At 44.9% G+C, this 14868-nt stretch carries 8 protein-coding genes and 1 pseudogene; 5 read left to right on the forward strand and 4 right to left on the reverse strand.

Going from position 1 to position 14868, the window contains the following annotated elements:
* Positions 1-347 precede the first annotated feature (347 nt).
* Positions 348-1440, forward strand: a pseudogene (locus N7U62_RS23240) (ISAs1 family transposase).
* Positions 1441-1925: 485 nt separating this feature from the next.
* On the opposite strand, the gene N7U62_RS13275 reads toward N7U62_RS23240, so the two are convergent.
* Complete coding sequence (locus tag N7U62_RS13275) at positions 1926-3392, reverse strand: sensor histidine kinase (protein ID WP_264138466.1); 1467 nt, start codon at positions 3390-3392, stop codon at positions 1926-1928.
* Positions 3393-3610: 218 nt separating this feature from the next.
* Between N7U62_RS13275 and N7U62_RS13280 the strand changes: the two genes are divergently transcribed.
* Together N7U62_RS13280 and N7U62_RS13285 are read left to right on the forward strand one after the other, a co-directional pair.
* Positions 3611-4621 (forward strand): LLM class flavin-dependent oxidoreductase, encoded by a 1011-nt coding sequence (locus N7U62_RS13280; RefSeq protein ID WP_264138467.1) that lies wholly within the window; start codon positions 3611-3613, stop codon positions 4619-4621.
* 301 nt (positions 4622-4922) lie between these two features.
* A complete protein-coding gene (locus N7U62_RS13285) occupies positions 4923-5411 on the forward strand; it encodes a DinB family protein (RefSeq protein WP_264138468.1) in 489 nt (162 codons plus the stop codon).
* On the opposite strand, the gene N7U62_RS13290 is transcribed toward N7U62_RS13285, so the two are convergent.
* Together N7U62_RS13290 and N7U62_RS13295 are read right to left on the reverse strand one after the other, a co-directional pair.
* Positions 5412-8360, reverse strand: a complete 2949-nt coding sequence (locus N7U62_RS13290) for a carbohydrate-binding protein (protein WP_264138469.1) — start codon at positions 8358-8360, stop codon at positions 5412-5414.
* A gap of 427 nt (positions 8361-8787) precedes the next feature.
* Positions 8788-9504 carry an SDR family oxidoreductase gene (locus N7U62_RS13295; RefSeq protein ID WP_264138470.1) on the reverse strand — a complete coding sequence of 239 codons (717 nt, stop codon included), beginning with the start codon at positions 9502-9504 and terminating at the stop codon, positions 8788-8790.
* Between the two features lie 150 nt (positions 9505-9654).
* Here N7U62_RS13295 and N7U62_RS13300 point away from each other — a divergent pair, with 150 nt between their 5' ends.
* Together N7U62_RS13300 and N7U62_RS13305 are read left to right on the forward strand one after the other, a co-directional pair.
* Positions 9655-10383 carry an MlaE family ABC transporter permease gene (locus tag N7U62_RS13300; protein ID WP_264138471.1) on the forward strand — a complete coding sequence of 243 codons (729 nt, stop codon included), beginning with the start codon at positions 9655-9657 and terminating at the stop codon, positions 10381-10383.
* Position 10384: 1 nt separating this feature from the next.
* On the forward strand, positions 10385-11140 hold the full coding sequence (locus N7U62_RS13305) for an ABC transporter ATP-binding protein (protein WP_264138472.1): 756 nt from the start codon (positions 10385-10387) through the stop codon (positions 11138-11140).
* 299 nt (positions 11141-11439) lie between these two features.
* On the opposite strand, the gene N7U62_RS13310 is transcribed toward N7U62_RS13305, so the two are convergent.
* A complete protein-coding gene (locus N7U62_RS13310; protein ID WP_264138473.1) occupies positions 11440-14847 on the reverse strand; it encodes a DUF8818 domain-containing protein in 3408 nt (1135 codons plus the stop codon).
* Between the last annotated feature and the right edge of the window lie 21 nt (positions 14848-14868).

The raw sequence follows: 14868 nt of genomic DNA on the forward strand, positions 1-14868 counted from the left end.
TGGTCAATAGTCGGGAGTCAATAGTCAATAGCTATTCCGCCTTTACGAAAGAGGGCTAGGGGGATTCAAGCAATACTACCAAATACCTAGAGTACCATCAACTAGTAGATTCATGCTCCATTAATCCTTCCCCACGGGAAGGTGCCGATAGGCGGAAGGGGTATTCGCTAGAGGCTAGATACTAGATTAAATTATCCTTGATGATTAAAAATGTAAAAGGCTAAAGGCTAAATGTAAAATTAAAAAGTCAACAGTCCGGATACCAGTTTCAATAGAGGCTATGAATTCCCCCTTTACGAAAGCAGGGCTGTTGCATTCTAAAAAATGGATTAACTTGAAAATTAAAAATGGCATCAGAAAGTATCATTTGGTATTTAGGAAAAGTGAAGGATCACAGGCGTGGTGCGGGTCAGCGACATTCTCTGGAATTGGTACTGGTCATCGTGCTGATGTCGGTAATGAGCGGCTACTATGGTTATCGTGCTATTGGAGATTTTATAGAAAGAAATAGAGAGAACTTATTGTCTACTTTTCAGCCCAAACAAGACAGATTACCGACTTTTTATACTATTCGAAGAGTGTTGATGGGATTGGATTTTGATTCCTTTTCTCATCAATTCTATCAGTGGAGTAAAGCCTATGTTTCGATAGAGTCTGGAGAGTGGCTTAGTGTAGATGGCAAGGCCATCGGTGGTACAATGAGTGATTATTCAAAGTCGTATCAGAATTTCATCAATCTAGTGACCGTATTCGTTTCCAGACAGAAAATGGTATTAGCCAATGGAGAAGTCATTAACTCAAAAGAGAGTGAAATACCTGTAGTTCGTCAATTAATAGAGATGCTGGATCTCAAAGATGTGGTCTTTACTATGGATGCTCTTCATTGTCAAAAAAACGGTAGAAGTGATTATAGCTAGTGGAAATAATTATGTAATTGGAGTGAAGAAAAATCAAAAGACACTCTACCAGAGCATCGAAAAGTGTGCCCAAGAAAAGCCTATAGGTTATTATTCTCAGCTAGAGAGAAACAAAGGAAGAATAGAAAATAGAGATGTAACAGTGTTCAATTTGCCAGAGGAAATAAAAAAACAATGGACTGGTGCACAACACGGCATCAAAATTAGAAGAGAAGTAAAAGTCAATGGACGCTACAGGGAAGAAAACGCGTATTATTTAAGCAGCATAAAGAATGGAAGTGCATTATTATACAACTATGGGATAAGGAATCATTGGCACATTGAAAACAGTCTACACTGGACCAAAGATGTAACGATGAAAGAAGATGCCTCTAAAATCAGATTAGGCAACGCTCCATCAATTATATCCACGCTTAAAAATGGTGCAATGAATATATTTAGAAAACAAGGCATGAATCAAATAGCAAAGGCCACCAGACTGGTAGCCAATGATATTGAGACTCTAAACAAACTAATCAATTAGAATGCAACAGCCCTGCTTTACGAAAGGGGGCTAGGGGGATTTGAACCTCGAACTCTTTTTTATACACCAAACTGTCCTTAACTCATTTCTCACACTTCTAGACAGAAAGCGACTAGCCCTTGACTCTTTTCTCACAGTTCTAGAAACCAAGTGAGCAGTCCTTGACGGTTTTCTCTCGCCTCTAGACAAAGGTTGACCAGCCCTTGACAAGTTTCTCGCAGTTCTAGAGTTACATGGAGCAGTTCTTGACAAACATCTCGGTATTCTGGACTGTATGGCAGCAGTTCTAGAGTAGGATTGACCAGTTCTTGGGTGCTAGTGACCCCTTCTAGAGAGTAGTTGACCCTTCCTTGGGTGCATGTGACCCGTTCTAGAGAGTGGATGACCCTTCCTTGGGTGCATGTGATCGTTCTAGAGAGAGTATGACCCGTTCTGGGCACTTTAGAGGCCGTTTTTTGGTGGTGCTTAATTACTTTTGGGGTGGTTCAAACCGCCACCTGCACACGAAAACTCGACCCTTGTCCCTCCTGACTGGTAAAACCTACTTGCCCATCCAGTTTCTTGGCGGTCTGCTTCAGCAAATAGAGCCCTAGTCCTGCACCCTGAGAGAGTGAGGTGCCCCGGTAGAACATATCAAAGACCTGTGGCTGGATTTCTTCCTTGATTCCGATCCCATTGTCATCGAACTCGATCGATAGCTCACCCTCCTTTATCGCCAGACGAATATCGAGCGTACTTTCCTCCTTATTTCGATCCAAAAAGTTGTAGGCATTGGACAGTAGACAATTGAAAATGATCTTTAGTCGCTCTGGATCCTGCCTCACCGAAAGGGATTCTTCTACCTCGCATCTTACTTTTAAAATCCCATAGTTCGGATGAAAACGGTAGTCCCGCTTGATGCTATCCAGCAGTTCTTTGAGCTCCACCTCCTCGATCACCTTGCGATTGTTCATGTTGCGGGCATAGTCCATGATCGAGTGAATCAGTCGGTCCATGGCATCCACCCGACTACTGATGATCCCGGTGTATTCTTTGATTTTTTCGATATTGTCCTCATGCACGATTAGGTTGATCAGCCCCATGATTGAAGTCAGGGGTGACCTGAGGTCGTGGGAAATCCTATAAGAAAATGCATTCAATTCGGTATTCTTCAGCATCAGATCCTGTTCGGCCAGTTTTCTTTTCGAGATATCCCTGGACGAACTGATGATCAATGCCACCTCTCCTTTTTCATCGAAAAGCGGTTCGCTATGCACAGAAGCCCAGATCTTTTCCCCTGTCTTGGTCACCAGCATTACATCCATTTGCGGGGGTGGTCCCTCCGATTTGCCCTCTGCACTCCGCTGATGGTCTCGTTCCAATAGTTGAATAAAATCCGGATGAAAAAACTCATAGGGCGTCTTTCCTTCCATCTCGTGAGGTTCAAACCCTACCAGAGATTTGACTGATGGAGATACATAGAGGTAGCGAGCATCCTCAGGGTGATGCAGACATACGACATCCGAGATATGATCCGTGATCAACTGAAACTTGTCCATATTGGCCGACAAGTGACTGGATATATCCGTGATGGCAGTAGGTGATGACTTCAACAAGTCCGCGACCTCTTCCACAGATGCTGTCTCATTGGCGTACACTTCCCCAAATCCTACGAAAGCATCTATCTCCTTCAGGTATTGAAATTTCCATTTGGACGAAAGCACCTTGCCCTGATACGTCAAGGTCAGCAATAGCTCAGTGGTATCATGCTTCATTTCCTCCATGGCTACCTGAATTTGCAGGCGCTCTGGGTCGTTCAGGAGCAACCCAAAATCCGCGCTATCGTCGAAGTAATGTCTAAAAGCAGCATTGGCAGCCAGTATGGCCGACTGAGCATTAATGATAAGTGAGGGTTGGTCTGTAATCTCAATGATTTTCTTCGATTGCTCGAATAGCAGATCCACAGTGTTCATCCTCTAAATATAGTTTTTTATCTCTAATGCCCTACATCTATTGTATAAAAGGCAGATGGTAATATGTAGCGCATAGAAACGAGGAGGGCTTTGCTCTTTTTTTGAGAATAGGACGGCCAGGGACTTAAACCCTAAACTTTGCAGCTACAACCTTGAACTCTTGGTCTTTCTCCCCGTAATAAACCCCATCCCCAAATGATAACAAGAGGACGAAAGGAATGAACAAAGAAATAAAAGTCTCCCTATTGGATCTGGGAGTAGTGAAGCAGGGAAAAGAAATTGCAGACGCGCTGGCAGACATCACCACCAATGCCCAGAAAGTAGAGGAGCTGGGCTTTCATCGCATATGGCTCGCCGAGCACCACAACATGCCGACTGTATCCACAGCTGCCACCGCAGTATTGATAGGTCATATCGCTGGTCGGACCTCACGCATCCGCGTAGGAGCGGGCGGCATCATGCTGCCCAATCATAGTCCGCTATCCGTGACTGAGGAGTTCGGGACTTTGGACACCCTCTACCCTGGCCGCATCGATCTGGGTCTGGGACGTGCACCGGGTACAGATCAGCCTACAGCTGCCGCGCTTCGCAGAGGCAATCTCGCCAGTCAAAACGACTTCCCTCGCGACATTCAGGCCTTGCAGCAGTTCTTCAGCTCCGACAACAGCCAGTCCAACGTCCGAGCATTCCCCGGAGAGGGACGAAAGGTGCCTTTGTATATATTAGGATCGAGCACGGATAGTGCCTATCTCGCAGCTGAGCTGGGACTGCCCTATGCTTTTGCTTCACATTTCGCTCCCACTCAGTTGTTTCCAGCACTGGAGATCTATAGGCAGAATTTCAAACCTTCGGAGGTTCTAAAGGAGCCCTACGTGATGGCGGCCGTTAATGTGATCGCTGCAGATACTGACGAAGAAGCGGCCCACCTTCGCACTAGCCTCGACTTGATGGCACTAGGCATGGTCACCGGCAAGAGAGGCAAGCTTTCTCCTCCGGTAGATGAGATGCCAGAGATATTTTATCACCCCGAAGTGCAGCAAGCACTGGGCCGACTGAGCACCTTTACCTTCGATGGATCAAAAGAAACTATAAGACTGAAGATCAATGAATTTCTGGAACAAACAGGAGCCGACGAGCTGATCACCACCAACTACATCTACGATCAGGAGGCCCGACTCAAATCCTTCGATCTACTAGCTGAAGCTTTAGAACTCAACTGTTTAGTATAGGTGCTGCTGGCCTTTATTCATTTTAGTTTTTAGAGGTGAAAAATCAGAAAAGAAATAAAAGGCTGTTTGAGTCCCGACAATTTAGAATATAGTGAAAGATCCAAATGGACGAGTTTCTTTTATTTCCTGATATTACGACACTAAAAGCGTTGAAAAATGAATAGTAGCCATGATTTCTTTGCTTACTTTCTTCATCAAGGAAGAAAGTAAGAAACAATTAATTATACACCTGCATTTTTATAATTTATTGCGACAAATGCATTCAGGTTAACTTTAATTGTTCATAAATCTATTTTAAATAATGTTGTCTGCTCAATCTAAACTCATCCAATTACTCAGTGAACTTGAAAACTACATTCAACAAATTCCAGAGGAAAAGCTATCTCAGAAACCCGCTCCAGACAAATGGTCTAATAAAGAAATACTGGGACATCTGGTCGACTCAGCACTCAACAATCTGCAGCGCTTCACTGAGATCCAGTTCACGCCCAGACCTTACGTGATTCGAAAATATGCACAGGATGACCTGGTGCGAGCCAACGACTATCAACATGCGGATACCAGGGAAATATTACAGCTCTTGATCGCTTTGAACACCCGCATCATCCGAGTGATGGATCAGCAAACAGAAGAGATGCTAGCTTATGAGATTGAAATCGAAAAAGGCCAGACCGAAGACCTTCGTTTCTGGAATCAGGACTATGTCGATCACTTCGAGCATCATCTCAGGCAGATTAAAAAAAAGGCTGCCCCAACAATGAGACAGCCCGGTACTCTAAACTATGTATGATTAATTCTTGACAAAGCGAAGGCTCTGACCTCCATCGAACCTAAGGAGGTACACCCCTCGATCCAGGGAAGAAACATCCAGCACCAATCGCTTTTCTCCCGCCAGCTGCTGACGATATTTCAACCTACCATCTATTCCGAATATGGCCATGTGTTTACTGCTTTCGTCAACCCCTTCGATATTCAAAAGGTGATTGGCGGGGTTTGGATAGGCGGCCAATTGCAATTCATGGCTTACAACAGTCGAGCCTGCAATCCTTGCTCCGCTGCTATTGCTGATTTCGAACCAGTTGAGGTTAAATCCTCCGGAAGCAAAAGCGAGTGCAATGTCTTGCACACCTGCATTCAACTGTACGTTTTGAGAGATAGTAGTCCAACTCTGCCAGCCACCTGTTGCATCTACGTTGATAGTACCGTAAGCACTACCGCCTCCGAAAGGCTCCAATACAATCTGGCCACCACCACTGGGGCTCGCCACGCGATAGCTTACCGTATAGCTCCCTGTAGATGGAATGTTGACAGAGTAGCCTGCCCAGTCTCCTGCATCGATCCAACCTACATTTTGGCCTCCTCCGGCATCTTGAGCGTTTTCTGTATCCAACCCGCTCATTTCAAAATAGTTTTCTGCCTCGATCCTTTGTGTACTTGGAGTAGGATTGTTGGCAGCAGCCAAACTCACATAGTTGACATTAAGACCTGAACTGGGGAAATAAAGTCTAAGGGTCTGAGTTCCTGCATTGAGCGAAATAGTGGCAGTCACAGTGCTCCAATTTTGCCATCCACCTGTCGCATTGAAACTGGCAGAAGCCGTACCGCTGCTCGCCTGTAGTTGGATACTCTTATTGGCGTTTCCATCTGCTGCCACTCTGAACGATACCTGATAGCTGCCAGAACTGTTCACATTTACGCTATAGTCCGCCCAATCACCAGCATCTACATAGCCAATATTTTCTCCCCCTTCGGAACAGGCCTCTGTCTGGATGCCACTCATAGCACTGTAATTTTCCGCTTCGATGACTCCTGGCAAATTGATCGCATTGTTGTTGGGATTGACTGTCACCGTTGCGGATGCAGAGACACCATTCTGACTGGCAGTGACCGTAAATGTACCCGCAGCGGTGGCCGTAAATAGTCCATTGCCATCTGCCCCCGACCAACTAGGAGAGATATTCATCACATTGCCATTTTGGTCATAGCCTGTGGCACTGAAGCTTTGAGATTGTCCGACATTCAGGGTCACACTGGCCGGACTGATTTGTATACTTGACAGGACTGGAGAGGTCGAAAGCTCAAACCAATTGACATTGATTCCGGAATTCGGAAAGTACAAACGCAGGGTTTGTATCCCGGCATTCAGATACAAACTCGCAGAGGCAGTCGTCCAAGTCTGCCATCCACCCGTCGCATCAAAACTGGCGCTGGCTACATTCCCACTGCCTTGCAGTTCGATACTCTTACTACCCGTATCCCCAGAGGCTACTCTAAAGTTGACGGTATAGGTGCCACTACTCGGAACATCCACTCTATAATCAGCCCAGTCTCCCGGATCAGCATAGCCCAGATTTTCACCTCCCTCGGAGCTGGTTTCAGTTTGTAAGCCATTCATGTCACAATAGCTTTCTGCTTCTATCGCGCCATTAATCCCAACGGCACTGGCATTGTCACATCCCTGTGGCTGAGTTAGCCCAGTGTTTTTCACCGCATCATAAAAACCCTGATGCCAGGTCAATCCGGGAGATCCATTAGCAATATTGTTTTGACAGAAAGCAATCATGTCGTTATAGATATTCGCTGGAGGCGTTCCTCCATTGTTGATGAAGTTCTTGAGGTTTTCATAGGGTGCATTGGGGTGAATCGTCCATAGCGTACGGTCATGCGACATCTTTTTAAAAGACCAGGGGAAATAATCCACGTTGTTATTCAGACACCAATCGGTCATGTTTCGGAGATTACTATTATCGCTTTCGCCATATTCGCCTAGGATCAGCGGCACATTCAGTTTGTTGCATAGATCCAATCGACCATCCAGAGCAGACACATCATTAGAATAGTGATGCGTCTGATACACCAGATTATTGTCCCAGCGATAGTTGATGCCACTTTGATTTTGGGTTTCTGGATCCATCCAGTCGAGCTTCTGCATATCCGATCCCCACCAGCTGCCTTCTGCCACGATGATGTGATTGTTGTCCACCTCACGAATGGCATTTCGCATGGTAATCATGGACCCCAATAACTCAAACTCACGACCAGGCTGAGGCACAGGCTCGTTGATCAAATCATAGCCCCAGATCACGGGCTCATTGGCATAGTAGCTGGCTATATGCTTCCACACCTCAGCTGCGATGTTGACATTATTCCCATCCCAAAAAGTAACCGACTCTCTCGGTTGACTGGCATTGGAATTGACATTGTCTGAGTGATCGCCAGGATTTTGGTAGCCGGGCGCGGCGTGCATATCCAGTAAGACATACATCCCCTGAGCACGACAAAAGTTGACCACACGATCGATGTACTGAAATCCTCGATCAGATGGAGCGTTGCTATTATAGTCCCAAAAAAGGTTGAAATGAAAAGGGACCCTTACTGAATTAAAGCCCAAGCCTTTCAGGTCGGCGATGCCCTGCGCCGTGACATAGTTCATCCGCCATTGGTGTTCAAACTCGATGGCCTGTCCCAGGTCACCTCCGAAGGCATCCTTAACGGAGTTGAAAAACTGAGTGTGGGTGCGATAATTGAAATCTCCCATCATCAGGTAGCCTTCCCAAAGCAACCAGTTACCCAGGTTCATTCCTGTAAAATAAAGATCGTTTCCATTTTCATCTACGATCTGTGTTCCGTTGGTATGCACATACTGTGCATGTAGAGGTTGGTGCAGTCCGAGAGTCACCAGGCATAATATAGCCAGCACTCTCATCGCCCTGCGATTCAAGTCAATTTTGTCTTTCATTAGTAATTTAGTTTTAAGTGAAGCCTGTCGGTTTGTTGATTCACTTAAAGTTTGTCTTTCATAATCCTTTCGCCAATCGGTCAAACCTCAGGCATATTCCAAATGTCAGGAGAAGAATATGGCTTACCTATTGTAAGTAGCAAATTGGTGGATTGAAAGAGAGCAAAAAAAGACACTACACATTGATTATCTGAACGTTACAGATTATCCACTCTAAAAAAAAGTGGACAGGGAGGAGTGTGAGATAGGATGATTCTAAGAAGTATTTAAGTTAGATTCATCGATCAGCCGAGTTCATTGCTGCAAGGGAACAATTCAGTTTTTCAATCAACCACCCTTCACGAAAAAGAACATTCCTAAATATTCACATTGCCGTTAAACTTCGCCCCTATTAACTCAAAACCAAATAACTATTAACTAAGTTTTATTAAATATCCCCCAGCTGTGGGCGGATGACGATGTCTTCTATCACGGTATTTTTAGACAACTGATGGGTGGACCAAATGGACTCAGCTACATCTGATGCCTTGATGAATCGACTCTCAGGCAATTCCACTCCTTCCCAGCTGGCTGTAAGTGTAGCACCCGGCATCACAGAGATCACCCGAAGACCTTTGTCCTGAAGCTCGAATCTCAGATTTTGAGAAAAACCGTATAAAGCAAATTTAGATATACTATAAGATCCTCCATTAGTATAGGCCTTGAGACTGGCTACCGAGCAGATATTAAAAATATCCCCTGTTTTTGCTTCCAGCATTCTTGGCAGCAGCTTTCGGGTCAGATGATAGACGCTGTAGAGGTTGGTATCGATCATCAGCTCCAAATTGCCTTCTGCTTCTTCCAGCAAAGATCCCGGCAAAAACACGCCAGCATTGTTGATCAATACATCCACGGTAGAAACGGTACCCAAAACCCAATCAGCAAAGGCCAATACCTGGCCCTTCTGAGACAGATCTGCAGAAAAGGTGTGTATTTTCGCATTGGGAAAGCGAGACTGCACATCATCCTCCATAGCCAACAAATCCTTTTGATTGCGGGCGCAAGCCAGTATTTCATATCCTTCTTGAGCAAAACGCTCGATTACCGCTCTGCCGATTCCTTTGGTTCCTCCTGTTACTATGACGTTCTTCATATCTCTATTCATAAAACTGAAAATTAATCAAACAACCCAGCCTCGCAGAAGACCGTAGAAAAATATTTTAGCATTGAAGTAAAAAATGGCCAGAGTTGACCGTCAATTGACTTTTAGTTCTATTAAAATTATTAATTTGGAGCTTAGAACATAAATCAGCACATGCGCAGTTTCGGACGCTTTATTATTTTCATTCAAACCATGCTGGTCAGGCGCGAGTCTTTTTCGACTTACGTCAAACTCATCATCGAAGAAACCATCAAAATCGGCGTAAACACCGTGTTTTTAGTGGCGATTGTTTCGACCTTCATTGGTGCAGTGACCACCCTACAGACGGCTTACAACCTGGTCAGTCCTTTCATACCCTCCTATGTCATATCGATGGTGGTGCGAGACATGACTGTACTGGAGCTGGCCCCAACTGTGATGGCGATTGTTTATGCCGGTAAGGTAGGATCCAATATCGCGGGTGAGCTCGGGACGATGCGAATTACAGAGCAAGTAGATGCACTAGAGGTGATGGGAATCAACGCCACTTCCTATCTCGTACTGCCCAAAATCATCGCATCGATCATCGCCTACCCTATGTTGGTCGTAATATCAGCATTTCTTTCTTTGGTAGGTGGCTACATAGCGGGCTCTCTGGCTGGAGTGATCACCCCGACAGAATTTGTATACGGTATACGCTACGAGTTCATAGAGTTCAACATCACCTTTGCTTTGACGAAGGCCTATGTATTTGCTTTTCTGGTAGCAGCCATTTCTGCTTACAAAGGTTTCTATACCAAAGGAGGTGCTTTGGAGGTAGGGGTAGCAAGTACCGCAGCAGTAACCAACAGTTGTATTGCGATCCTTTGTGCCGATTTCTTACTGACTAAATTGATGCTCTGACATGATAGAAGCGAATAGAATCAGCAAATCATTTGAAGGCAAACTCATACTTGACGATATTAGCGCCAAGTTTCATAAAGGAAAGACCAATCTAATCATTGGATCCAGTGGTACGGGTAAAAGTGTCTTTCTAAAGAATCTAGTGGGCCTCGTTCAGCCTGATGAAGGAGAGGTGCTCTATGATGGTCGTAACTTTACCCATTCGGACAAAACTACCAAGGCAGACATTCGTCGCGAGATAGGTATGCTCTTTCAAGGTGGGGCACTTTTTGATTCTAAAAATGTGGAGCAAAACATCATGTTCCCACTGGATGTGTTGACAGACATGCCTTTGGACGAAAAGCAGGACCGCGTCAATTACTGTCTGGAAAGAGTGGGCCTAGTGGACTCCAATAAGAAAATGCCATCGGAAATAAGTGGTGGAATGAAAAAGCGAGTTGGAATCGCCAGAGCCATCGTCAACAACAGCAAATACCTTTTTTGTGACGAACCTAACTCTGGTTTGGATCCTCAAACTTCAATCGTGATCGACAATCTGATCTACGACATCACCGAAGAGCTAGACATCACCACCATAGTCGTGACCCATGATATGAACTCTGTAATGGAGATTGGCGAGAATATCGTTTTCCTCTACAAAGGAAAGAAACTCTGGGAGGGCAACAATGAAAACATTTTTGATTGTGATTGCAAAGAATTGGAGGATTTCATCTTCGCCAACAAACTGATGAGGGCTGTAAAAAAGAATAGAGGTTAACCAAGCGATAACCTCTATTCCTGAACATAATAACCTATAATCTCGGTTTCACTCTTCTCTAGGTGTTCAGCCATAGGACGAACATCATTGAGCAATACGAAATTATCATTGCCACTAATTTGAACAACTTCCATGGGAAGCTGTAACCATTCTTAAGTAAACTTAAAACCATCATATTAATTTTCAATTAGTGATATTCGAAGTACACTATTAATGATCTTAGATCATAATTTATTATGTGAACGACCGACTTTTTTCGATGGACATATTCAATTTTACAATGAATGCTTTTTGAGGTTTTAGAAAAGAGCAGTGATTTGGAGTCGTCCTGTATGAACGGTCGAGAGATCTGCGGACTTTCGTCCTTCATAGCCCAGTGTCATTTGCAGTCCCGACATCAGCTTCTGACTAAAATTAATCCTCCAGTTATAATTATCTCCTGGCTGTTGGGCATTTAGTAGCTCATAGGCTGCTGCTGTATTGACCTCTCCCTGATAGTCGATATGCGCATAGCTCACGAATGCGGTCAGGACATTTTTACTGCCATTGGACCAGCGAGTTTCGGTTTCCATTACATTCAATCGAGCCTTTTCGTCCACATCAGATCCTTCAGCTATATTCACTTTGTCCTCGTAGCTATAGTCGACCGATACTCGAAAATTGTTCTTAGGCTGCCAAATCAGTCCCGGTCCCACTTCAACTGCCTGTATAATGTAGTTTCGGTCCTCTGTGTATTGAGAAGCATTTTCTTTCAGTTGGTCACTCCATTGCACATTCACGATCCATTCACTTCCGAAATGATAGCGTGCGCTGGCTAACCACTCCCTGCTACTACGCGATTCTATTCCTCTTGAGATCAATTGCTTGGAAGCCTGTGTCTGATAGCTGAGCTCCCACCCCAGTCCGCGACCACTCCGATTGAAAAAGACAGTACTGCGAATCCCATCTCTTGCATACACCAGGTCATCATCCTTGATATCCAGGGTAAAGGGATTGAATCGGAGGTCGAGACTTTCACCCGTAGTTTTCTTGTTGATATTGATGCTGGAGGTGTTGGAGAATTGGGATAGGAAAGCTCTGAATCCTCCTTCACTTGCCCAGCCTCTGGGCATACTCAGATTGGCACTGAAGCTGAATTGGGTCTGAAACGCTTCCACAAACTCAGAGGTAGGAACAAAGATTTTGATATAGCGTCTCTCGTCAAAATTGATCGCCTCAAAGAACTCTGTAAGATCTTGCACCCCATCCCCATTCAAATCGCGCCAGGCATGAGTCCCATCTCCTGTTGCGACCTCTACGAAGATAAACTCTCGCAATATTTCGCGACTACTAGAGGTTGTGTAATTCATATCTGATCTTACATGTCCCTTGAAGAAGGAACCGCGATAGTGAAGATTTCCCAGAATCAGGCGTTCGTCTTCCAGCTGATCCTCAAAAGCCTGTTGGTAATCCATCTCGCGATAGCTAAAGTTTAAGCCAAGGTCGTGCCCTTTAGCGATTCGGCTATTGACCTGAGCTCTGGTAGTTCTCGATTGACTATATGGTAACAAGGCGCCTTCTCGTATGGATTGATCTTCGCGCAAGGTGTAGTCAAGCCTAAACTGTGTGCGAAGGGTATCATGGTTTCGGATGTAAAATTGATGCGATGCATAATTCATCGCAGTCCGAAGCAGTGAATCATTGGCATTCAAAGACACCTCATTTCTATCCCATTCATATCGATAGCCTGGCACGAGCAAGAACGCATCAAAGAAGCTTTCTGCATACATCCTTCTCCATTGGGAACGCTCTCTGGCATTCTCACTTTGCAGATCAAATATCCCAGCCTTGACTTTCATTCCACCCAAACTCTGGGCAATGGCTGCCTCCCACTGTCTTCCTTCCACAGCCCCTTCTTTGTCTCGTAAGGAATACTTTGTCTGTACCAGATTGTTCTTATCCTTTTTCAGTGAAAACCCTGCATTGAAGATATTATCAGCACTTCCACTGCTGTCCTGACCAGGTTGGTAGCTCCAGTTACGATCATATTCAATGCTGCGATATCGGTCGATTGGCTTGAAATTCGCCCCGTCATATTCATAATCTACCTGCGCGTCCAGCTTGTAACTACCTACAGGCTTGCCCTTCAGTGCCACTCCAGATTTGATCGCCCAATCCTTGTCATCTTCTGACCCTTCCGGTGAAAACAAATTTTGATCCTGATCAGAAAAAGCAGCTTCACTGAACACAGACAAATGCTGGGTCAATTGCAATTCAGAACCAAGAGAGATCAACTGCCTCATGTTGGGAGCAGGCACAAAGCGGACAGCCTCATATTTACCCTGAGGCTGACCTGATGTGGGAGAAACCCATTCGTATACCCGACCATTCACGTCATTGTCTACCAAATTGTAACTACCATTCCCAGCCCCCACTTCGCTAAAGGTCACACGGTACAGTTCAGCAGTTGAATCCCGAGAATATACATATACCTGTTTTGGATTGCCGTCATTGTCCACCGTATCTCTTTGCTCATACAGCACCAAATCAGAATTGTATTCACTGCCTCGTGCACCGTCGATGGCAACAGGCAAATCGTCTCCTGCCAAACTGATTTGCTCTTTGTCCTCATTGCTCAGGCTGAAGGCCAGAGGCTTGTTTCGATTGTCCTTCTCTCTATAGTAACCCGCATGAAATTTCACCTTCCCCAGATCGAGAGACTGCTGCGCAGCAATGATCGAACGGCTATAGTTGCGATCAGAATACTCGAATGTGACACGGATTCTCGAGAACTGTGTAATCAGCACACTGGGATTGAAAGTAATCTCCCCAAGATTATAGTCAATGATATAGTCATGATTAAAGCCTCTCTTGAGCAGTTGGCCATCCAGATAGACCTTCTCAGAGTTGGCAATGACCACCACATAGTTTTGTCCGGTTGGGCCGTTAAGTTGATAAGGCCCTTGTAGTCCCTCTTCGGCCTGTAGCGTCACATCGGCAAACTGACCTTTAGCCGCTGCGATCGCAAGACTACTCTGCCCTTTACCATTTTCACCTATCGAGTAAGAAACCTTCCCTTGTCCCCCCAATGCATTTTTGTAATGGCGCATAAAATAGGAGTTGGGGTCATTCTGTATTACCACATCACCTGCCATCAAAGAAAGAGAGTCGTTATAGATTTCGAAGGTCACATTGTCGAACTCCCGAATCTGCTGGGTGTTTCCTTCTGGCTGGAAAGGAACATTCTGATCTGTGATATCCGCACGTATATTCAGGTCATCAGTCAGTTGACCATCCATCTGAAAATTGAAACCTGAAAGCACATTCATGCTCTGGGAATTCCCAAAAGAAACTCCTCGTGTCAGGCTTCCTGCTTTATAAATGTTTGGTGTCTGAAAAAGCTCATCCTTTTCATATGCATTGACCTCCTGATAGACCAATCGAGGAAAACTGACAGTAGAATCATAGGCTGCTGCTGACCTATTCTGAATCGGCTGATTTTTCTTCAAAGGGAAATATCGATAACAAATTTCTCCTTTATAATTCTCCTTAAAATCAACCCCTTCATCTCCATTCAGACTAAAAGGACTGTCAGGTTGCAGTCGAATACTAGAGGGATCTACAATCAGCGAATCAGGCCAGGTGAATGAGCTCCCCTCAACGGATTGACAAACTTGATTGCTGGATTGGGCATTAACATCCGAACAGAATAGAAATCCCAGTCCCATTCCTAACACCCAAAAAAGGAA

Origin of the sequence: Reichenbachiella ulvae, from assembly GCF_025833875.1 — a bacterium.
GTDB classification, from domain to species: Bacteria; Bacteroidota; Bacteroidia; order Cytophagales; family Cyclobacteriaceae; genus Reichenbachiella; species Reichenbachiella ulvae.